Source organism: Sulfurimonas sp. SWIR-19 (assembly GCF_020410885.1).
Classification (GTDB): Bacteria; Campylobacterota; Campylobacteria; order Campylobacterales; family Sulfurimonadaceae; genus Sulfurimonas; species Sulfurimonas sediminis.
On record NZ_CP084578.1, the window covers coordinates 1,216,708 to 1,237,564 of the forward strand.

Genomic DNA, 20,857 nt, shown 5'->3' on the forward strand with positions numbered 1-20,857 from the left:
ACTTTTATGCAAAAGAATTTTGAATAAACAGTGCTAAAATTATAAGTAAAAAGATACCGCCGGCTTTATTATAAAGCTTATTCGCCAAAACAAACAAAAGCGCTATGGAGGCCGCAGCAAGAATAAGCATGTCAAATTTTGTAGCTGCCAGATTTACACTCAACGGATTCAAGAGTGCTGCACCGCCCAAAACCATAGAAAAATTGGCTACATTTGAACCTATGATATTTCCGATGCTCATCTCTGCATTGCCTTTTTTTACGGCGACAAGAGAGACGACAAGCTCTGGCAAAGAAGTACCCAAAGAGATTAAAAACAGACCGATAATCCACTCACTTACATGTAAACTTCTTGCTATATTTGTACCGCTCTCTACAACAAAATTGGCACCTCCTATTGTTAAAACAAAACCGATACCCAGCAGCATGACACTTCTGGGCCAGTTAAATTTTTCTTTTACCAAATCTTCATCTATCTCACCTTCAAGCTCTTCTTTGTTGCTTGAAAATAAAAATATGATATATGAAACCATCATAAGCAAAAACAAAGCACCGTCAATGCGGCTGATCTTCCCATCAAGTGTCATAATAAAAAAGATTACCAATGGCACGATAACCCAGGCACTGTCTTTTGAGAAGAGATCTCTGTCGGGGTTCATGGATTTTGCTATCATAAAAACAACACCCAGTACCAAAGTGATATTAAAAATGACACTTCCGACGACATTGGCAACGGCCATATCACTTTTTCCGTGTGCCGATGCCACCATAGAAGCTGCCATTTCCGGTAAAGAGGTGCCAAAGGCCACCAAAGTCGCACCGATGACAAAGTGTGAAATGTTAAAGTGCAGGGCAATCCGTTCTGACTCTTTAATGATAAAATCAGCCCCGTAAATCAAAGCGGCCATTGCCGCGATAAAAATAATATAATCCATTGATTATCCTTGTGTTCTTACTATAAGGCTTTTGGGAAGATGAAAGGCATTAATGAGCCGCTCTTCTTCTTCTCGCATTTGACCATTATCTGTTTCATGATCATATCCAAGGAGATGTAAAAGTCCGTGTATAAAAAGGAGTGTAAATTCATCTTCTTGTGTATGCTTGAACTCTGTAGCTTTTTCACGTACAAAATCATAAGAGATAACTATGCTTCCAAGTGGACTCATAGGCATCTCTTCATAGGGAAAACTGAGTACATCGGTTGGTTTGTCTATATTTCTATACTCTTTATTTATTTGCCGTATCTCATCATTTGCAGTAATGACAAGTTCTATATCTTTATCTGTCATACTTGCAGCAATTTTTTGGAGCAGTGTGTTGTTTACTTCAAAAGAAGTCTTGTTGTCAATATCTATCATAAGTGGAATTATAGCAGATGAGAAAACATCTGCCAAGAAAGAGGAGAAATTCAGCCTGTAATATTAAGATTGCTTCCTACACCTGTTTTTTGTGCAGTCATCTGCTTTGACTGCTCCTGTGCGCTTTGAAGAATCTTTTCTATCTGCTGCGCCTGCACATCCTGCGCTTTTTTCATAATATCTGTTTGTCCCAGCCCTGATGAAGTTTGTGTTGAAGATGATACTTCCATAACTTCCTCCTTGTTTGAAATACTAAAGTATATAACACTTATGGTAAAATTGTACCATGAAAAAAGAAAATAACACAAATAAAAAAGCTGTTTGCATAATGAGCGGAGGGATGGATTCTACTTTAAGCACCTATATGATGAAAAATCAAGGTTATGAAGTTATAGCAGTTCATTTTAATTATGACCAAAGAACACAGGCAAAAGAACTGGAATGTTTTGAAAATATATGCGAAAGTTTACATGTAAAGCAAAAATATATTTTAGATTTGGACTTTTTTAAACAACTCGGTGCTTCTGCACTGACAGACACAAACATAGAAGTACCCACAGGCGGAGTAGAGGAGGGAGTTCCTGTAACTTATGTACCTTTTAGAAACGGTATATTTCTCTCTATGGCCGCGGCAATAGCTGAAAAAGAGGGCGCAGAGGTTATCAGCATAGGCGTTGTGGAAGAAGACAGCAGCGGGTATCCCGATTGCAGGGAAGAATATATACAGGCTATGCAAAAAGCGATTAATTTAGGTACAAAAGATGACACAAAAATAGAAATAAAAATGCCACTGGTACATCTTAAAAAATCTCAAATCGTGCAAGAAGCACTGCATTTAGACGTTCCTTTGGAACTGACATGGAGTTGCTATAAAAACGAAGACAAGGCCTGCGGTGTATGCGACAGCTGCATACTCCGGCTCAATGGTTTTAAAAAAGCAGGAGTGAATGACCCGATTCCTTATGCATAAAACCATTACATGTAAAGAGTTGCGTGCTACACTCATTTATACACCAACACTCAAACACAGTTATATACAGATAAAACATGATTCAAGCATTATTATAAAAACGCCATACAAGCAAGAAAAATATGCGATAGAGTTTTTTCATGAAAAAGAGTCCTGGATCCGAAAACAGTTGCATAAAAATTCTTTGCACAAACCATTACATGTAAACCTGGAAGATGAAGTGCTGCTGTTTGGTGAAATTTACAGTATAGACAGTGATGAAGCACATTACCTGCGAAAAAAACTGCAGCGCTTGCAAATAGCAAACAAGACAAAAGTTTTGTCTGCATATGATGATTTTTATACATATACAGCTAAAGAGTATCTGCCGAAAAGAGTAGACTCTTTTGCCCAGATAATGCAACTGGAATATAAAACCTTGAAATTCAGAAAGATGAAAAGCCGGTGGGGAAGCTGTAGTTCTGAAAAAGTCATTACATTAAACAGCCAACTGATAAAAGTGCATAAAGAGCTGATAGATTATGTAATAGTCCACGAACTTGCACATCTTGTCCACATGAACCACTCAAAAGATTTTCATAACCTGATTGCAAAATACCTGCCTCAAGCAAAAGCACTCAGAAAAAAACTTAAAAACATTTCTCTATCTTTGTAAATACTCCTGATGATACTTGCTTGAAGGTGACCAGAGCATCCATCCGTTTGCTCCTATATCCTCTGCAGCTTTGATTTGCGCCTGTATCTCTTCTCTCTTATACGCTTTTCTTGAAGATGTATAGTCTTTAAAATACTGCAGCCATGGGCGGACTCTATTGCTTGGAATTCTGTCTTGAATCTTTTTTATACTTCGATATACAACCTCATAGGGGTGTTTCGCCGGATATTTAAAATAAAAAGAGCCGCTTGAAAAGCCTGAAGGGTAAAGCATCGGGCATAAATAATCTGCGTAATCTGCCAGCGATGTAACAGTCTGTCCTATGCCGTTGTCATCTTTTGCCCAGCAAATATTTCCGTAGGTGTCAACAGAGATAAAAACACCATATTTTTTTAATCTTTTCTGTGCCTCTTTCAAAAATTCCTCTATAGCTTTTATCCGGCTTGGCTGTGTGCTTTGTTGACAAAACTGCAAGCCTTTTTTTGCAGGAAAGCGAATGTAATCAAAATTGATTTCATCATAACCGACTTTGGCGGCTTCTTCGGCAATAGATATGGCATAATTGTGCGCACGTCTGTCAAAAGGATCCACCCAGGCCATATTGTCATGGTTTCTCCATATTTTTGTATTTTTTTTGATGGCATAGTCAATATTGTGAGAAGCCTGCAGTTCATCTTTAAAGGTGACAATTCTGGCAATGGTATAGATATGCCGCTCTTTCATAGTCTTTATAAATTTTTTAATATCTCGGTTCGTACGCTGCTTGTAGGCACCATACTCATTGGCCTGTTTAAATCCAGTCCAAAACTGCGTAGAACCGTATTCGTTTTTAACATCTACCACCACGGCATTTGCCTCGGTCGTCTCTATGAGGCGAAGTATTTTTTTTAACGTACCGGAGTTGTTGCTGGCACCCCAGAAGGTTAGGTAGAGTGCTTTTACATGAATGGGTTCAAGTTTTAGTGTTGTTGTGTTTGTATCAGATGTAAACGTATAAGGCCTGTATCCATAGGCTTTGATATGGTATCTGTTTTCTTTTGAAGCTATAAAGAACGAACCGTTTTCATCACTTCTGACACTGTTTTTTGAGTCACTGACAAAAGCAGATTTTACAGGCTGCAGAGTTTTTTCATCAACAATATTTCCTTTAAAAGAAGCGTAGGTAAAAGTTGAAAGAAAGGCGCACAAAAACAGTATTTTTTTCAATGGAATCCCTTTGATTTTATTTTTCGTAATATTACTATGATTAAGCTAACAAAGTTAAGGGCACCTCCAATATAATGTTGCTAAAATAGTATAGAATCTTTAATTGAGCATTACCTATGAAAAACAGTCTAAAAATCTACAATACTTTAAATATACTTTGTGTCGATGATGATAAAAATGTTATAGAAATATACACTTCTCTTTTTTGTATGTTTTTTAAAAATGTTTATACCGCTTATGATGGAATGGAGGGGTTTGAACTCTTTCAAAAAGAGTCTATAGATATTGTATTGACAGATTATTCCATGCCGTTGATGACCGGTTTGCAAATGACACAGAAAATCAGAGAAGTGGATCCGAGCATCCCTATTATTTTACTCACCGGATTGGAAAACCTGGAAATACTGAGAAATGCAATTGACTTGCATATAACAGGCTTTATAAAAAAACCCATTTCCTCACAGTCAATTTTTTCTACTTTGGAGTTTGTCGCAAAATCGGTATTGGCAGACAGACTACTGATGCAGCTACAGCAGCAAAAACTCTGTTACTCTAACTATCAGGAAACTTTAACCTATCAAAAAGAGACAACAATTATAAAAAATGACCTGCAGGAAAATAAAAAATTTTTACACTTTACATGTGAAGTTTTTTATCAACCAAAAGATATTTTGAGCGGGGACAGTTATATCATAAGAAAGATTTCAGATGATGAATATTTTATGTTTTTGGTTGACGGTATGGGCAAAGGAATATCGGCAGCTGTTACAGCCATGCTATGCAGTGCATCTGCGAACAACATAACAAATCAAATGATAAAAAACAAAAATTTTTCTCTAACACAGGTCATAAAACAGCTTTTGGAGTTTATCTCGCCGAATTTGCTTGAAGAAGAGGTTGTCTGTGCCACTTTTCTCTATTTTAGCAGTGAAGAAAGACTGGAATATGCTATGTTTTCCATGCCTGCGATTTTATGTATAAAAGATGACAGTAACGATGTTATAAAAATAAAATCGAATAATCCTCCTTTGGCAAGCTATACAAAAAGTGTCAATACTACAATCCTTGATACAAACAAAATATCCAGGATGCTTGTTTTTAGTGACGGACTCAATGAAAACTCCATCAGGAATTCTTCGGAATTTTACGGTAAGTACCTTGGAAAAGATTTTAAAGAAGCTAAAGACATTAATGAGCTTGAAGCCAAAAGAAAAAAACAGGTGTTTGAGCAGGAGGATGATATAACTTACATGTTTATACAAAGAGAGGAGCTATCTGACATTTAGAAAATATCCAAGACTCACATCACTCCACTCTTTTGAAAGGTCCAGGTATGCTTTTATGGAAGAATACACTTCGGCAAAATCATTGTTTTTGCTGCTGAGATCATGGATGACTTCCCTGAGTGCTTTTTTCCCGGCTTCGGTTACATCATCCGGAAACTGTGCAAGCGTTACATCTAAACTTTTGAGTTTTTGCAAAGCGTAGATATTCTCATGATGAAATTTCGTTGCCATATTTGCATTCATTTCACTTGCAGCCACTTCAATCATAGACTGATGTTCGCCGGCAAGCTTGTTCCATGTATGTTTATTGAAGGTTAATTCAAGGACAGAACCCGGTTCATGCCAGCCGGAATAGTAATAAGGAGCAACTTTATAAAATCCCATTTTAATGTCAAGGGCAGGGCCCACCCACTCTGTTGCATCAATGACTCCGCGTTCTAAAGAAGTGTAAATTTCTCCCGCAGGCAACAAAACAGGATTTACACCCATGCGTGAAAAAACCTCTCCGCCAAGACCGGGAATTCGCATTTTAAGTCCCTGCATATCAGCCAAAGAGTTTATAGGTTTTCGAAACCATCCGCCCATTTGAATATTTGTATTTCCGCCTAAAAACGGGTAGAGATTGTGTTTTGCATAATGTTCTCTCCACAAATGCATACCATCACCATAAAGCATCCATGAGTTTACTTCTTCAGCGGTAAAACCAAAAGGAATACCACTGTAAAGAGAAAAAGCGGAGTTTTTTCCTTTCCAGTAATAGGGACCGGAGTGAAAAGCATCAATCTGTCCGCTTGAACAGGCATCAAAAACTGCCAAGGCGGGAACAAGAACATTTTTTGGATAGATTTTTATCTCCAAACTGCCACCGCTGATGGTATGCAAACGCTGTGCAAACTCTTCAACACCCGTACCCATTATAGGAAAATGTGCGGGCCAGCTTGTTGCCAGTTTGATAACTGTTTTTTTGTTTTTGTTAAAATGAACATTCTTCACAGCATCATTGTGTTTTTGAGGATGTTTTGAATAGTCTATTGCAACATGATTCCCTTCATTGCAGCCGCCGAGTGCTATGGCTGCAGAAGTGAGTGTTGCGGTACCTAGAAAATCTCTGCGATTCATCTATTTATATTGCATTGTAAAGTATATTTTTACATCTTGCCAAGTTTTGCCCTTATGCAGAGTGTAGCATGCCTTGTTGATGGATTTTAAAGACTTCAGCATCATGAAATCTGCCAAATCTATTGTTCCTTTTGCATTGACTCTGTTGTCAGAAACAGTGTAGCTCATTGGAATATTTAAGGTTTTACTGTTCATACTTAACTGTAACACAAGTGTATCTTTTTGCACATCTATAATTTTTGCTTCTATTTTTTTTACATTTTGAACATTGAAAAACTGCGTAACAAGTTTTGCATCTCTGCCTTTGTTCCCACTGTTCACACTTGATGTTTCTATCTCTGCTGTGGCATTTTTCAAAAGAGCAACTACTGTATCTGCTTTGTTTGTATTGACTTTTATTTTGTCAAAAACTCCGCTGACACCTTTTTTCGCATATGTTTTAAATGCGGTAAACTTAATCGTTGTGTTTTGCACTTCAAGTGCATAGAGTGAGGCTGTAGCCAAGAGTAGGGCCAATATAATCTTTTTCATTTTTTATCCTCGTATAATAAATTTATCAAGTCATTACATCCAAGGGAGTAGTGGTTTGATAATTATTTTTTAGTTTTTGATAAAGTCGTTTTTGTGTTTGTCAAATACTAAAAACAACTTACAGTTAAAGAGTTGAATGACAGTCATTTTTCCTTATGAGGTTTTATGCCACTATCTAAGAAAGCATACTGCGTTTAACCTAAGTAACTTACCTATAGGATGCCAGGATGGGTTTTATCTCAATCCTCTATCGTTACGAGGCTGTAAGAAAAAGTTAAACATACGAAAGGATACACAATGCACTATTATGTAGGTATAGATATAGCAAAGAGTTTTCATGTTGCCTGTGTGGTTAATCAAGATGATAAAGTAATAAAGAAGTCGCTCAAGTTTAATAATGACGAGAATGGCTTTAGTGAATTGGTTTTACTTTTGAACTCTATTGATGAAGTTTCAACCTTTACCATTGGTATGGAAGCAACAGGAATCTTCTTTGAAAATCTCTATCTGTATTTGAAGGAGAAAGGGTTTGATGTTATACTTTTAAATCCTTATCAAACAAACAGATTTAGAGAGATGGACAGTATGAAAAAAGTAAAAAATGACAACATTGATGCTTTAATGATAGCAGCTCTTATCAAATCAGGTAGATACTCTAAAGCTTATGTGAGTGAAGATACTTACCAAAGTATTAAATCACTCTATAGACATAAGAATAATCTCCTTGAGGAGATAAAAAAGCATAAACGACAGATATCTACACTCTTAGCTGTAGTATTTCCTGAGATGGAACAGGTAATAAAAGACCCATTTAATGTAACGGGGCTTGCTCTACTTGAAAAGTATCCAACTGCAAAGCATTATGAGTATGCCAGTGCGCAGAGGATACTTAAAACTTTTCGAGGTATTAAAGGCAATAACTTTAATGAGCAAAAAGCACAAAAGCTTTTAGAGTTAGCCAAACACTCTGTCTATCAGGGTAATGGTGTAGATGAGAGAGCTTATGTCATAAAGTCTCATATTCGACTTATTAAACTTCTACAAGAGGAGCTTAAAGAGCTTGAAAATGAGATGCTAAAGCTTTTTCATCAAGCACCACAACTTGAGAGGGATGAGGAGCAAGAGGTCATGGATATTATTGATAACCTTCGAACCATTCCTGGTGTAAGTGATAAAACCATCTTTGCACTCATTAGTGAGTGTGGGGATTTGAGCAGGTTTAAAAACAACTCTCATCTTATTGGTTATTTGGGCCTCTATCCTACAATAGAGCAATCTGGCAATAAGCTTAGTTATGGTCCTATTGCAAAGAGAGGTGCAAAGTTAGCTAAAAAAGCGTTATATCAAGCTGCCATTGCAGCTATTAGACATAATAATGAACTTAATAAGCTCTTTAGAGACAAGGTCTCTCAAGGCAGAGCCAAAAAAGAGGCTGTAGTCATTGTTGCAAGGAAACTTGCTCATATCATTTTAGCTATTTATAAAAACAATGTTGCCTATAATCCTCAAAGGGTATTTCAGGCATCAGCATCTTGAGTTTCATTCAACTATTTAACAATAAGTTGTTATAGAACTTGATAAACACTATATAGACAATTATATAACAGTCTATACCCTCAAGGGGCACCTAGCACTTTATCATTGTCAACCAAACAGTTTTTTAGTTGTTTGATCATTGAAACACTTGAGTCAAATTCTAGATAATGACTTGTAAAAAGTGCTTCAAAAATCAAACTCTCTTAAGAGCCAAAAGGCTCTCAAAATGTTCTTTGAAAGTTTATTGTTACGGGACTATTGTCTTTTTTATTTTTTCGCTCCGTTTAAGTTATTCTTTATAGGATTGCTTTTGTAGTTTTTATAATATAGCATTTTTTCTTAAAAATCCAAAGTCAACTGTGTCTGTCTTACCAAAGGTTTTTCCAATATCGACTTATCTACACCGACAATCAGGGCAAAATGAAAACTGCTTGCCTGTAATGTATTTCTAATTTCATTTTTATTTTTATAAAAAAATAAATTTTTATCTTTTTGCAGAGTGGTATTGAGTGATTGTTTACATGTAAAGGGAACAATATAGATAATTTTTGCCCATGTAGCCTGTTTTTGTAAAAAAACTATTTCTTTTTCTATCAAAGAGGTACTTTTTTCAAATATCAACACCTTGTCGCTGGTACCAAAATCTTTTATTTCAAAGTTTTTATTTGTAAAGACTGCTTCGAAGTGATCAATCGGTGTGAATTTTCTTAATCTGAAATTGATCTTTAAAATTTTAAACAGAGAAAGAAGCTGTTCAAGATAGGGCATAAAAAATGGGGAAAGGAGTTGCCTTTCATAAAATATATTATCATAGATAAAAGATGTTTCAAAAAGAGTCTGTTCAATAATATCAATACTTTGTGGTCTGTTTTTTGGCAACTTTTTAATGTTTGTAAACAAATCTGGAGAAGTAAGCGCAGGGCTGAACAATACCGTTGCACCATTTTCTATATCGGACAAGGCTTTAAAAATGCTTTTAATATCACCATGCAGGGCAATAAAGTTCGACTCTGTTACAATCTGCAAAGCAAGTTTTAAAATGATTTCATCACAAGAGTAGACTGATATTTCTTTGTTGATAAGTTCAAAACGAAGCAGACGCTTGAGCGCGTCTTCAAGGTTTTTGACCTTTATCCAGGCTATTTCGCTGTCTGTTATCTGTGTAGGCTTGTCAAACACTACACCGTAGGCACCGTTAAAAACAGCATCTTCTATGGCACCTTCATCAAAAGCTATAAAAAGATCGCCTCTCTTAACTGCTTTTGCTTCAAAAACAATATTGTAAAAATTACTTACAAAGGGAGTATTTACCAGTTCTCCGTGTGTAAGTGCTAAAGTATTTTCAAGTCTCATCCAATAGGTGTGCCTGATTTTTTAGGTTTTTCAGGTCTGATTAAACAAAGGCCGTCTTCATCTTTTGCAGCAAGAAGCATTCCCTCACTTATCATTCCCATTAATTTGGCAGGTTTGAGGTTGGCTACAACACACACTTGAGTATTTATCAAATCATCAGGAGAATAAAACTCTTTTATACCGGCAACAACCTGTCTCAAATTCTCTTCGCCTAAATCAATCTGTAATTTTAAAAGCTTTTTACTTTTTGGTACTTCCTCAGCTTCTACAACAGTTCCGACCTTCAGAGATGTTTCAAAAAATTGACCAATTTCAATAAGGTTGTCATTTTCTTTTTTCGTCTCTTTTGTTTGTTTTTTAGAGCTTTGTTCTTTTTTTGTTGCTGTTACAGGTTCTACCTTTGGCGCTTCTTGCATCAAAGGTTCTTCGATTCTAGGAAAAAGAGGCGGCACTTTTTTAATATTAAATAATTTCAATAGTTTTTTCTCTAGTATAAGCTCTTTATAGCTTGTTGTATTTATTTCAAAAGAGAGTGCATCAGCTATGATATTTGTTGTATTTGGCATAACAGGGTGAAGCATTACTGCCGCTTTTGCCAGTATATTTGCAACAACAGCTACTGTCGCGAGTGCTTCGTCTTTTTGTCCGTTTTTCATTTTTACCCATGGTTCATACTCCTGTATAACACCATTTCCTATTGCAAAAAGTTTCCACAGTTCTTCAAGGTATCTGTGTGGTTGCAGATTTTCTAAAAACACATCAAGAGAATCTAAAATCAGATTCATTTGCTCGATCTCTTTAGAATGGTATTTTACTACATCTACGCTGTCTATTTCAAAATCAGAATATTTTCCACTCATGCCTATGATACGATTAAGCAGATTTCCAAGGTCATTGGAGAGTTCAGAATTTATACGGTCTATAAAAGCGCGTTGTGAAAAATCACCGTCTTGACCAAAAGGAACTTCTCTCAGCATAAAGTAACGGAGATTTTCTACACCATAAGCATCTGCAACTTCTTTTGGCGAAACAACATTTCCTTTTGACTTGCTCATTTTTTCACCGTCTCGTGTCCACCAGCCATGCGCACCAATATGCTTAGGAAGAGGAAGATCCAGACTCATTAAAAATGCAGGCCAGTAAATAGCATGAAAACGAAGAATATCTTTCCCGACAAAATGAACATCAGCTGGCCAATAATTCATTTTTGCTTCATCACTGCCATAACCAAGAGCTGTGATATAGTTTAAAAGTGCATCAAGCCAAACATACATAACATGTTTGTCATCCCCGATACTTTTAGGCATTTTTACCCCCCAGCTAAACGATGTACGTGTTACAGAAAGGTCACGAAGCCCGCCTTTTACAAAGTTTACAACTTCATTTGCACGCGAGCGGGGCATAATAAAATCAGGATGACTTGCATAATGTTCGAGCAGTTTGTCTTCATAGTTTGAAAGTCTGAAAAAATAGCTCTCTTCCTTTACCACACTTGTCGTTCTTCCACAGTCAGGGCAAAATTCACTGTCTATAAGCTGTGTTTCAGGAAAAAATGTTTCACAACTTACACAATAATGACCTTCATAGAAGTCCTTATAAATATCACCTTTGGCATACATCACTTCAAAAGCTTTTTGCACACCTTTTTTGTGTTCTTCATCAGTTGTTCGTATAAACTTATCATAACTTATACCAAACTCATCCCAAAGATTCTTAAAAGTCGCACTGATTTCATCTGCAAATTCCTGTGTAGGTTTTCCTGCTTTTTTTGCAGACTCTTCTATCTTTTGTCCGTGTTCATCTGTTCCTGTCAAAAAGAAAGTATCTTCACCTTTGAGTCTCTCATAGCGCGCCAGAGTATCTGCAATGAAAGTCGTGTAAGCATGCCCGATGTGAGCCTCTCCGTTGACATAGTATATAGGTGTTGTTATGTATTTACTCAATGTATGTTCCTGTTAAATATTTAATGTATTTTATCTAAAATGTTTACTATTACCAATAGTATTAGAATTCAAAACCGCCTGTTTCGCCTTTTGACATGCTGTTGTATACGGCTTTTATATATTCATTTCGCAGCTCGCAGCCAAAATAGTGTTCACACACACTGCAGCTTTTATGTTTTTTTTGCTCTTGACACTCCTGAACTTTTTGTATCATTTCATCAAGATGCAGTTCAAATTTGTCTTTAGGCTTTTTATGCGTTTCTTGCATATACTTCTTTCACTCGGTCTATTTCATATTTTGAACCAAAGAAACATGGTGAAGTATCATGAATATGCGCATGACCAAGAGTTAAAATTTCATCTTTTCCGTCAATGGCCTCTCCTCCTGAAGTTTTAAACACAAAAGCAAAAGGAAACACTTCAAACAAACGGCGAAGTTTTCCTTCTGGCTTGTCACTTGTAGCAGGGTAGCTGAAAAGTCCGCCGCCTTTGAGCAGAATCTGATGCAGGTCAGGTACCATACCGCCGGAGTATCGCAGACGGTATCCCTCTGCAAAAAAACCGTCTATCATGGCTTTGTGGTATTTCTCCCAGTTTTGCTGCGTTCCTCCCGGAGCCATCAATTTGCCTTTTTCATTGAGTCTGATCTCTTTGACAAATTCAAAATCTCCGGCTTGTAAAAGGTAGAGTTTTGTTTTGTTTTGCGCAAAAACCATTTCAACACGCGGACCGTAGACAACATAGCATGCCGCAACCATCTTTTGTGTTCCAAATTCACCCTCATAAATGCCAAAAATCGATCCTACGCTCAAATTTACATCTATTAATGATGAACCGTCAAGCGGGTCATAGGCAATAAAATATTTGCCGTTTTCATGTAAAACCTCTTCATGCTCTTTTTCTTCACTGGCAACCGTATGTATAGAAGAAACTTTTGAAAATTCTTCTTCAATAATCATGTCACATTTTATGTCAAGTTCAAGCTGTGTTTCTCCGGAACTGTTTTCCAGCTGCGAGTACCCTATGTCTTTTGTGTCGATTGCTTCTTTAATTCTTTTGGCACTTTTTTGAATTGCATCAAATATATCTCTCATTTTTCTTCCTTTTTAAACTTTTTTTGCATTTTTTTGTATCCATGTTATCACTTCGTCTGTGTCGTTTAAATCTAAAACATCGACATCTTTTGGCAAAGTGTATTTTTCAATATCTATACTTTCATCAATGGCAAGCGCATTCATGTAAGGAAAATAATCTTTATCTATAGAGTTTCTAAATATACTTATTCTTGGCAGGGGAAGATTCTTCAGCCCCTCAACGAGTAAAATATCAAAATCACGAAACATGCGTATCATTTCATCCAAATCGGCATGACGGTGTGAAAAGTAGGTTGTTCTGTTTGGAGAAGTCACAATGACTTCTGCTCCCGTATCACTGAACTTGTAACTGTCTTTGCCGACAACATCAAATCTTGCCTTGTCTTTTGGGTCATGCTTTATGATAGCTACCTCCAAATGATGTTCATGTATGAGTTTTCTGGCAACTTTGAGTATCAATGTTGTTTTACCGCTGTTGGACGGTCCTGTAAATGCAACTGCTAATCTTTTTTTCAATGTATGACTTTTCTTTAAAAATTTTAGGCCATTATACAAAAGAAGAGTTTAATAAGATATAATTCCAAAAAAGAATAGGGCCAAAAAATGAAATTTTTACTACCAATACTCTTATTATTGATAACTTTTTTGGGATGCGCACAAAAAAATGCATTTGAAAGATTTCATTTGAAAAATTCTCAGGAGTTGGCCGAAGACAATCTGCAAAGCAGTAAAGTTGTCAATACAAAAGCAGAAGTAGTCGCAATTGTAACTGCCGTCTATTTAAATAAAACAGATCCGAAAATTTACAAAGATTATGAATATTTTTATCTCTATCTTTATAAAAAAAACAAAAAGAGCAAAGTAGAATTTTATCTCAACGATACGCCTGCAATCCTCGTAGAAAAATTGCCTGTTCAAAATGAATTTACAGCACTTACATCATTCCATGCAAAATGGAACAAGTACTACCTTGTCAGATTTGCAAAGCAAAAAAAAGACACTTTACATTTAAAAATCCAATTAGGACAAAACAATACAATCCTGACTTTTAAACATTAATTTAATAAAGTATGGACTGTAAAATAACAATAAGAACCTGCAGGGCTATAATGATGATAAGCGGTGCAAAATCCAGACCATTCAAATCTGTTCGCATAAATCTTCTTACAAACGCGTATGCCGGGTTTGTAACTCTGTGAAGAAACTGCACAACAGGGTTGTATGGATCAGGATTCACAAAACTCAGCAGTGCCGCAATAATAATCACCCAGATATAGACATTTATAAGTCCTATAAAAATTCCGCCAATCCCCTGTATAATTTCAACTAATGCACTCATTTGATAATCTCCTTCAGATAGTTTTTCAGATATTTATATACTTTTTCTATAGCAGGCCCATGTTCGGCATTTGTAAGAAGTATACGCAGTGGTTTTAAAAAATTTTCACCTTTGAGCCCTGTTTTATCCATGATATAGTTTTTAAAATCATTATACTCTTCAAAATAGGGCGCATTTTTTATCGCTTTTGCCATTGACTCCATTTCTTCTGCAAATCCGTGGGCAGTATCTCTTTTTGCAAAAATAGAAGCAATTTTTTCTTTCAACTCTTTTGTAGTCCCCACTTCCTCAAGATAAATACGGGTAAGTTCTCCGATTTCCGGGTCGGCAAATCCTACATAACGAGACAACTCTGTTGCATCCAGATTTTTTAAATGCTCTTTGTTAATCTGTTTCAGCCTCTCCTGATCAAAACAAACAGGATTATCTGCAAGTTTGTCCAGGTTAAACCATTCTGTCGCTTCTTTGAGCGTAAAAATCTCTTTTGGAGGATTAGTGCTGATTGATATTAAATAATTTGAAATAGCTTCGGGCAAATATCCTTCCTCCAACAGCTGTTTTACACTGACACCATTTTCTATGCCGTGTAAATGGGCATATTCAATCTCTTTGTTATATTGGAGCTGATTTCTTACATGTACCTGTTTTGGTGTATTGTTGAGATGTTTTTCATCGCAAACAATCATTGAAACATCACTCAGCATATCATCCACCGCACAGGCAAAATCATAGGTAGGTGTTTTATCGTGATTCATGATCACAAAACTGTCAACAGCATCAGGCTCAAAACTGATTGCACCTTTAAGCCGGTCTTTTACAATGATCGGTGCATCAGGACGTACTATTCTTACGGTAAAAGGGGCTGTGTTGTCAATGACAAGTTCGGCAGGAAGATTTCTGCAGGCATCATCATAATGGTACTCTTTTTGCGCTTGTTCTGCCTCACTGCGCTTTTTTTGCAACCATTCATCGGAACAAAAGCAGGAAAAAGCTTTTTTCTCATGCAAAAGTTGCAGAGCCATAGCCGAATGAAAACGAAGGTTTTGGCTTTGATGTACCACGTGAGAATATTCAACCCCAAAAAGCCCTAAAATATCCAAGGTTTCCTGATCTTTGCCTGCAACAGTTTTTTCTTTGTCTATATCTTCTATTCTTACAATAAAATCTTCATTTTTTTGTTTTGATACAATGTAGTTTAAGAGCGCAATTCTCAAATCATTTATATGCATATCTCCAATAGGGCTGGATGCAAATCTTAGCATTAATATTCCTAGATAGTTTTTTTGTAATTTTAACAAAGTTTTGATTAATTATAAGCTCTTGTTGGATAAAATACTTCTCATACAAGAAAGGTTTAGCAATAATGAAGAACAAGAAAAAAGATTTTTTACGCACGATAGTTGAAAATGATTTAAAATCAGGCAAATACAAAGAGATAGTAACAAGATTTCCACCTGAACCCAACGGTTTTCCGCATATCGGACATGCCAAGTCCATATCTATAAATTTTGGTATTGCCCGTGATTATAACGGTCACTGCAACCTGCGAATGGATGACACCAATCCGACAAAAGAAGATACAAAGTATGTAGAAGCTCTTGAAGATGCCGTAAGATGGCTTGGATTTGACTGGGGTGAGAACCTGTACTTTACCTCTGATTATTTTTCCCAGATTTATGATTATGCGGTGCAGCTTATTAAAATGGGCAAAGCCTACGTCGACAGTCTAAGCGAAGATGAAATTCGTGAATATAGAGGTACTGTTACACAACCGGGAAAGCGCAGTAAATATGCAAACAGAAGTGTTGAAGAAAATCTCGATCTTTTTGAGAGAATGAAAAAGGGCGAATTTAAAGACGGTGAACATGTTTTACGGGCGAAGATAGATATGGGTGCAGCCAATATGAAAATGAGAGACCCGCTGTTATACCGTATAAGACATGCACATCACTTTAGAGCAGGGGATGCGTGGTCAATCTATCCTATGTATGATTTTGCACACTGTCTGTCTGATTATATAGAAGGTGTCACGCATTCGATTTGTACCTTGGAGTTTGAAAACAATCGTGATATTTACGACTGGGTTTTAGATACACTTGCGCTCAAACCGCCCCGTCCATATCAGTATGAATTTGCCAGACTCAACATCAACTATACAGTGATGAGTAAAAGAAAACTTTTGGAACTGGTGGAAGGTGGCTATGTAAACGGCTGGGATGATCCGCGCCTGCCTACAATTGCAGGATACAGAAGGAGAGGGTACACACCGGAGTCCATTTTAAACTTTTGTGAGCAAATCGGTATAGCAAAAGCAAACTCTGTGGTTGACGTTGCACAGCTTGAATTTTCTATACGCGATGACTTAAACACAAAAGTTCCCCGTGTCATGTGCGTGATGGACCCTTTGAAGATTACAATTGAAAACTATGAAGGTTCTGAGGAGATTGAGGCATCATACTACCCGCATGATGTTCCAAAAGAGGGTTCAAGAAAGATTCCTTTTTCAAAAGAACTTTATATCGAACGGGCAGACTTTGAAGAGAATCCGCCTAAAGGCTATTTCCGTCTTACCCCCAAACAGCCTGTAAGACTCAGACATGGCTATATCATTACATGTAAAGAGATTATCAAAGATGCCAATGGAAATATTGTCGAAATAAAAGCACAATATTATCCTGACTCCAAAAGCGGTACGAAAGATACAAGCGGCATCAAAGTAAAAAGTGCCATTCAGTGGGTGAGTGCGGCAGAGGCAAAAAGAATAGAGATCCGCTTGTACGACAGATTGTTTAAGACTGAAGCGCCGGAAGGGATTGAGGACTTAAATCCAAATTCTTTGCAAATCATTAAAAATGCACTGATTGAACCTGCTGTGATACTTGAAAAACCGGATGAGCGGTTTCAGTTTGAGAGACAAGGCTATTTTTATGCTGATCCGGTTGATTACAGCGATGCGCACCCTGTATTTAACAAAATTGTCGGACTGAAAGACTCCTGGGCGAAAAAAGAAAAACCAAAACAGCAGACGACACAGCCGAAAGTCAAACAGGTGCAGATAGACGGTGAAACAACACCTATGACAGAGGAGCAAAAAAAAGTATTTGGAAAATATACAGATACACTGAAACTCAACAATGAGGTGGCAAATACACTGGCCCGTGATACCTTTCTCTGTGACTTCTTTGAAGAGGCACTCTCTACATGTAACGCTCCTGTCACGCTTTCAAACATTGTAGTCAATGAAGTAGCCAGAGTGCTTAAAAATACAGATGCAGAGGCGCTGAAATTCGGCCCAGTGCATATAGCACAACTGGCAAAAATGATTGAAGAAGATATCATTTCAAGTAAGATTGCCAAACAGGTGTTTGAGGATATGTCAAAGAGTGGAGAAAACCCGACGCAGATAGTTGAAGCAAAAGGGCTGGTACAAATCAGTGATCCGGCTCAAATTTTACCTGTTATTGATGAAGTGATTGCAAACAATCCTGACAATGTGGCAAAATACAAAGCAGGGAATAACAAGCTGTTTGGTTTCTTTGTAGGACAGGTACTTAAAAAGACAGATGGCAAAGCAAATCCTAAAATTGTAAATGAGCTTGTAAAACAAAAATTGATGTAATCGGAACGCGGACTGCAGTCCGCATTCCGAAAAAGCTGCTTAACTTAATGGCATTGTGGTTTTTGAATGGGTGAGTGGATTATTGCGCTTGACAGTTCTATAAATGATATTTTATGATTGTTAAAAAGGAAGAAAATTGGTGACCCCGAGGAGAATCGAACTCCTGTAACATGGATGAAAACCATGGATCCTAACCGCTAGACGACGGGGCCAACATACTCAACTTTTGTTGAGCCGAAATTATATAGACAATATCCTTAAAAAAAGATAAAATCTATATATTCCGTTAATTATTCATAAAAGCTGCGAAGTGCTCTGATAATGACAGCATTTTTAGAAATACTTTCTGCTTTTGCATTCTCGTTTACAGTTTCGTATAAATCCAAAGGAAGAGAGATTGAAAATGTTTTTGTCTCTACTTTTTTCTTTTTAGCCACCATAGAAACAACATTACCTAAAAGCTCTATAATTTTTTTCGTGTCAATAGGCTTTTGAATAAAACTGTTTACACCCACTTCAATTGATGCAGAAATTTTTTCCATATCATTACTTGCAGAGATTACTATGATGATTTGGCTTGGATTGATTTCACGAATTTTACGAGAAAGCTCTATCCCGTCCATTCCTTCCATAATAATGTCAACAAAAACTACATCCGGTTTCATCTGCTCATATACTTTTAATGCCGTATCACCGTCAAAACATGATTCTACTTTTGCAAAAAAGTTTTTAAACGTAGAACTGAGAAGTTCGTTCGTTACTTTTTCATCTTCTACAACCATCGCTGTAAGTTTTTTTGTCTGTTCTGTTAATTGAATTAAATCTAAATTACCCATTGTTTTTTCCTATATTTTAATTTGTTATATTATACACTACAAATAGTTAATAACGCTAACATTTATCAACAAATTCAAGAATTTGTCTTAAATTGCTCAAGCCACTCTGTATCAGAAACACTGTTTTTCTCTTCCTGACTTTCTCATTTCAATAAAAAATCTAATTTTTTAAAAACACGAATCCCTTATTTTAGGGATTTAAAAGCCATTAAAATCTAAAAAGTGTGTGTCCGGGCTTCATAAATTTGTTACAATTTGCCTATGAGTTTGCATATTCGCCAAAAGAAAAACAGTAGTGGAACTATCAGTATTCAAATCATAGACAGGACTCATCGGCAATATAAGGTAGTAGAGACTATTGCCTGTGTCAAAAATGATGATGAAAAAAGAATCTATCTTGAGATAGCACAAAAACGATTAGAAGAATTAAACAAAGAACTCTATCCAACACTCTTTGACACTATAAAAGATGATGACAAGCAAAATAATTTAGAGTTTATTTCATTGGCAAACAGAGATGTAACACCTATAGGTGATGAACTTATTTATGGCAAAATATTCAAATATTTAGGATGCGATAAAATCGCTTTAGATTTTCAAAAGATGCAGCTTTTTAAATCGCTTGTTATATCAAGAATACTCTATCCTGGCAGTAAGCTCTACCTTATAGATTATCTTGAATATTTTAAAAAAGAAAAGATTGATAAAAACAGAATCTACCGCTTTCTAGATACTATCTACCAAGAGGAGATAAAACAACAAATAGAGCAGTGCGTGTTTGAGCATACCAAAAAAATAATGCAAGGTGCTATCACGGTAACCTTTTATGATGTAACAACATTATACTTCGAGAGTGAGAGCGAAGATGACTTAAGACGCATAGGATTTTCAAAAGAGGGAAAAGTTGCCCGTCCCCAAATACTGCTGGGATTGTTTACAACCTTAGAGGGGCATCCACTGAGCTTTGAGCTATATGAGGGAAATAAATATGAAGGGCATACTCTTGTTGATATACTGCAAAAATTCCAAACAAGATTTCATCTCAAAAACAAACCAATCGTTGTAGCTGACAGAGGAATGCTTACACATGCAAATATAGCTTTTTTAGAAAATAATGGCTACAAATATATCCTTGCCTATAAGATCAAAAATATTGACAATAATCTCAAAGAACGTATTGCAAATTTAACCTTTCTTGATAATGGAACTATTCATACAATAGAGATTGAAAAAGAGATACCCTATAAAGATGAAAATGATAAAAAACAAATACTCCACATCAAACAAAAGCTTATTCTCTCTTACTCTACCAAACGGGCCAAAAAAGATAAAAGAACAAGAGAAAAAGCATTAGAAAAAATCAAAGCAAAACTCTCAAAGAAAAATATCACCAAGAGTGACTTAAAACTCTCATACTATGCAAAATATTTGGATATTGATGATAAATGCAATATCAAATACAAACTCAATCCAGACAGAGTAATGCAAGATGAGAGACTTGATGGTATTAAAGGGTTTGCAACAAATGATTTTACACTCTCAGCCAATGATGTTATAGCACACTATCAGAATCAATATGATGTTGAGAAGGCATTTAGAATATCAAAGACAGATTTGCGCATAAGACCTATATATCATAGAATTGAAGAGAGGATAAAGGCGCATGTTCTTATTTCGTTTGTATCGTATGCTGTCTATAAAGAGTTTGAGAGAAGGTTGAAATTAGGCAATGTAAAATTTAATTTTTCTCAAAAACTGCTCCGCGATATTATTAAACATATGTTTGCTCTCAATGTCAAGGGGAAGTTCTATACTTTATCGTTTGATGAGATACAGCAAAAGGTTTATGATGCAATCAACACTTAAAAAATGTGTGTCCATATGAGAAAGTCAGGAGAAGTTCGTTCGTTACTTTTTCATCTTCTACAACCATCGCTGTAAGTTTTTTTGTCTGTTCTGTTAATTGAATTAAATCTAAATTACCCATTGTTTTTTCCTATATTTTAATTTGTT

At 36.2% G+C, this 20,857-nt stretch carries 21 protein-coding genes and 1 tRNA gene; 7 read left to right on the forward strand and 15 right to left on the reverse strand.

All coding sequences use genetic code 11. The features are described 5' to 3' along the window. Nucleotides 1-4: 4 nt before the first annotated feature. The 3 genes from LCX93_RS06380 to LCX93_RS06390 are packed head-to-tail and all read right to left on the reverse strand — an operon-like array spanning nt 5 to nt 1,587. A complete protein-coding gene (locus tag LCX93_RS06380) occupies nt 5-934 on the reverse strand; it encodes a calcium/sodium antiporter (RefSeq protein WP_226065154.1) in 930 nt (309 codons plus the stop codon). 3 nt (nt 935-937) lie between these two features. After that, the gene (gene ybeY, locus LCX93_RS06385) at nt 938-1,357 is read right to left on the reverse strand and encodes an rRNA maturation RNase YbeY (RefSeq protein ID WP_226065156.1); all 420 of its coding nucleotides are present in this window, start codon (nt 1,355-1,357) and stop codon (nt 938-940) included. A 50-nt stretch (nt 1,358-1,407) separates the two neighbouring features. Continuing rightward, complete coding sequence (locus tag LCX93_RS06390) at nt 1,408-1,587, reverse strand: hypothetical protein (RefSeq protein WP_226065158.1); 180 nt, start codon at nt 1,585-1,587, stop codon at nt 1,408-1,410. Nucleotides 1,588-1,643: 56 nt separating this feature from the next. On the opposite strand from LCX93_RS06390, the gene queC reads away from it, so the two are divergent. Next, nucleotides 1,644-2,327: a 7-cyano-7-deazaguanine synthase QueC gene (queC, locus tag LCX93_RS06395; RefSeq protein ID WP_226065160.1), complete on the forward strand. Its 684-nt coding sequence runs from the start codon at nt 1,644-1,646 to the stop codon at nt 2,325-2,327. Then, nucleotides 2,305-2,982: a M48 family metallopeptidase gene (locus tag LCX93_RS06400; protein ID WP_226065162.1), complete on the forward strand. Its 678-nt coding sequence runs from the start codon at nt 2,305-2,307 to the stop codon at nt 2,980-2,982. Before queC ends, LCX93_RS06400 begins: the two co-directional genes overlap by 23 nt. Here LCX93_RS06400 and LCX93_RS06405 read toward each other — a convergent pair. Beyond that, complete coding sequence (locus LCX93_RS06405) at nt 2,971-4,188, reverse strand: putative glycoside hydrolase (protein ID WP_226065164.1); 1,218 nt, start codon at nt 4,186-4,188, stop codon at nt 2,971-2,973. The genes LCX93_RS06400 and LCX93_RS06405 overlap by 12 nt on opposite strands. A 116-nt stretch (nt 4,189-4,304) precedes the next feature. On the opposite strand from LCX93_RS06405, the gene LCX93_RS06410 reads away from it, so the two are divergent. After that, entirely contained in the window at nt 4,305-5,474 is a 1,170-nt protein-coding gene (locus tag LCX93_RS06410) for a response regulator (protein WP_226065166.1), read from the forward strand. Here the strand turns inward: LCX93_RS06410 and LCX93_RS06415 are convergent. Both LCX93_RS06415 and LCX93_RS06420 read right to left on the reverse strand, forming a co-directional pair. Then, on the reverse strand, nt 5,460-6,593 hold the full coding sequence (locus LCX93_RS06415; RefSeq protein WP_226065168.1) for a TRAP transporter substrate-binding protein: 1,134 nt from the start codon (nt 6,591-6,593) through the stop codon (nt 5,460-5,462). The two genes, LCX93_RS06410 and LCX93_RS06415, sit on opposite strands and share 15 nt — an antisense overlap. After that, nucleotides 6,594-7,124 carry a YceI family protein gene (locus tag LCX93_RS06420; protein ID WP_226065170.1) on the reverse strand — a complete coding sequence of 177 codons (531 nt, stop codon included), beginning with the start codon at nt 7,122-7,124 and terminating at the stop codon, nt 6,594-6,596. 297 nt (nt 7,125-7,421) lie between these two features. Here LCX93_RS06420 and LCX93_RS06425 point away from each other — a divergent pair, with 297 nt between their 5' ends. Continuing rightward, nucleotides 7,422-8,660, forward strand: coding sequence for an IS110 family RNA-guided transposase (locus tag LCX93_RS06425; RefSeq protein ID WP_226065172.1), 1,239 nt, complete (start codon nt 7,422-7,424; stop codon nt 8,658-8,660). Between the two features lie 339 nt (nt 8,661-8,999). On the opposite strand, the gene LCX93_RS06430 is transcribed toward LCX93_RS06425, so the two are convergent. From LCX93_RS06430 to mobB, 5 genes are all read right to left on the reverse strand, one after another. Then, the gene (locus LCX93_RS06430) at nt 9,000-10,013 is read right to left on the reverse strand and encodes a hypothetical protein (RefSeq protein ID WP_226065174.1); all 1,014 of its coding nucleotides are present in this window, start codon (nt 10,011-10,013) and stop codon (nt 9,000-9,002) included. Beyond that, the gene (gene metG / locus LCX93_RS06435) at nt 10,010-11,956 is read right to left on the reverse strand and encodes a methionine--tRNA ligase (RefSeq protein WP_226065176.1); all 1,947 of its coding nucleotides are present in this window, start codon (nt 11,954-11,956) and stop codon (nt 10,010-10,012) included. Before metG ends, LCX93_RS06430 begins: the two co-directional genes overlap by 4 nt. A 61-nt stretch (nt 11,957-12,017) precedes the next feature. Next, nucleotides 12,018-12,224, reverse strand: coding sequence for a hypothetical protein (locus tag LCX93_RS06440; protein ID WP_226065178.1), 207 nt, complete (start codon nt 12,222-12,224; stop codon nt 12,018-12,020). Further along, a complete protein-coding gene (locus LCX93_RS06445; RefSeq protein WP_193149704.1) occupies nt 12,208-13,050 on the reverse strand; it encodes a class 1 fructose-bisphosphatase in 843 nt (280 codons plus the stop codon). The genes LCX93_RS06440 and LCX93_RS06445 overlap by 17 nt, the downstream gene beginning before the upstream one ends. Before the next feature lie 12 nt (nt 13,051-13,062). Beyond that, nucleotides 13,063-13,566 carry a molybdopterin-guanine dinucleotide biosynthesis protein B gene (gene mobB / locus LCX93_RS06450; RefSeq protein ID WP_226065180.1) on the reverse strand — a complete coding sequence of 168 codons (504 nt, stop codon included), beginning with the start codon at nt 13,564-13,566 and terminating at the stop codon, nt 13,063-13,065. A gap of 87 nt (nt 13,567-13,653) precedes the next feature. Between mobB and LCX93_RS06455 the strand changes: the two genes are divergently transcribed. After that, on the forward strand, nt 13,654-14,109 hold the full coding sequence (locus LCX93_RS06455) for a hypothetical protein (protein ID WP_226065182.1): 456 nt from the start codon (nt 13,654-13,656) through the stop codon (nt 14,107-14,109). Nucleotide 14,110: 1 nt separating this feature from the next. Here the strand turns inward: LCX93_RS06455 and LCX93_RS06460 are convergent, their stop codons facing one another. Continuing rightward, on the reverse strand, nt 14,111-14,389 hold the full coding sequence (locus LCX93_RS06460; RefSeq protein WP_226065184.1) for a YggT family protein: 279 nt from the start codon (nt 14,387-14,389) through the stop codon (nt 14,111-14,113). Beyond that, complete coding sequence (gene gltX / locus LCX93_RS06465; protein WP_226065186.1) at nt 14,386-15,651, reverse strand: glutamate--tRNA ligase; 1,266 nt, start codon at nt 15,649-15,651, stop codon at nt 14,386-14,388. The genes LCX93_RS06460 and gltX overlap by 4 nt, the downstream gene beginning before the upstream one ends. 101 nt (nt 15,652-15,752) lie before the next feature. Between gltX and LCX93_RS06470 the strand changes: the two genes are divergently transcribed. After that, nucleotides 15,753-18,008 carry a glutamine--tRNA ligase/YqeY domain fusion protein gene (locus LCX93_RS06470; protein ID WP_226065188.1) on the forward strand — a complete coding sequence of 752 codons (2,256 nt, stop codon included), beginning with the start codon at nt 15,753-15,755 and terminating at the stop codon, nt 18,006-18,008. A gap of 137 nt (nt 18,009-18,145) precedes the next feature. Here the strand turns inward: LCX93_RS06470 and LCX93_RS06475 are convergent. Both LCX93_RS06475 and LCX93_RS06480 read right to left on the reverse strand, forming a co-directional pair. Further along, nucleotides 18,146-18,220, reverse strand: a tRNA-Glu gene (locus LCX93_RS06475). Nucleotides 18,221-18,298: 78 nt separating this feature from the next. Beyond that, on the reverse strand, nt 18,299-18,844 hold the full coding sequence (locus LCX93_RS06480) for a response regulator (protein WP_151900278.1): 546 nt from the start codon (nt 18,842-18,844) through the stop codon (nt 18,299-18,301). A gap of 267 nt (nt 18,845-19,111) precedes the next feature. Here LCX93_RS06480 and LCX93_RS06485 point away from each other — a divergent pair, with 267 nt between their 5' ends. Then, entirely contained in the window at nt 19,112-20,710 is a 1,599-nt protein-coding gene (locus LCX93_RS06485; RefSeq protein WP_502988726.1) for an IS1634 family transposase, read from the forward strand. Nucleotides 20,711-20,857 lie beyond the last annotated feature (147 nt).